Origin of the sequence: Thalassotalea sp. G20_0 (assembly GCF_017744175.1) — a bacterium.
Lineage (GTDB): Bacteria > Pseudomonadota > Gammaproteobacteria > Pseudomonadales > Endozoicomonadaceae > Endozoicomonas.
In genome coordinates this window covers 1-716 of record NZ_JAGHQV010000366.1, presented here as the reverse complement: position 1 = coordinate 716, position 716 = coordinate 1, and the positions used below count along the sequence as shown (strand labels likewise).

General features: G+C 38.0%; 1 protein-coding gene. It reads left to right on the top strand.

What is annotated here, in order from left to right:
• The first annotated feature begins 235 nt into the window (after window positions 1-235).
• The gene (locus J7438_RS26535) at window positions 236-496 is read left to right on the top strand and encodes a hypothetical protein (RefSeq protein WP_209204621.1); all 261 of its coding nucleotides are present in this window, start codon (window positions 236-238) and stop codon (window positions 494-496) included.
• Window positions 497-716: the final 220 nt, after the last annotated feature.

Here is a 716-nt window from a genome sequence, read left to right as displayed (position 1 = left end):
GCGTTAGCCGTACAGCCAAGCATGGCAGCACTTGGCGAGAAATTACTTACATTCAGGTGACTTAACCTGTGTTACTGTAGGGTGAGTAAAATTTTCAGCAGTAGATTTTAATGAATATCAAAATACTTAAAGGAAGTTTTTAGTTGCTGTTCTGTCTGTGCTTTTAACTGGCTGCAGCACTTCAGGAATAAGTCAATCTGATTATGACAAGCGTGTAATTGCTATGGAAATGGGAATGAGCAAAAAAGAATTTGCCAGCCTATTTCCAGAAGTAAAACCGAGAGGGGCTAAAAGGTACCCTGGCGGAACTGTAGAAGTGTTGGAGCTTCTTGTAGATGAATATTCTTTCATCCCAAGCGGGCATAAAAAGAGAAATCCACTTACAGGCATGGAAAGCACAGTTACGTGGTTCTATTTTTACAATAATAAGCTTATTCAATATGGCCAGCCTCAAGACTGGCCTGCAGAACCAGATACTATCATTGAAGTTAGATAATATGGTTAGCAGTCTAGTGCGCTAGACTGCATTATTCAGCTTATCTTCGATTAACAAAAGAAGTAAAATAATTAGCAGAAATAGCAAAGAGTCACAGACACTTGCGGATCTAAAACATTCAACAATATCCATCGCTGTTGAAAACAATCCAAATATTCTCATTAGTAACACTCCAAATTATGTTATCAATAGTGCTACTTAATTCAATGTACGGCTAACA

What these genes read in the sequence shown, in the direction of transcription:
- J7438_RS26535 (WP_209204621.1), top strand. Translation starts at nt 236, where the DNA reads ATGAGCAAAAAAGAATTTGCCAGCCTATTTCCAGAAGTAAAACCGAGA.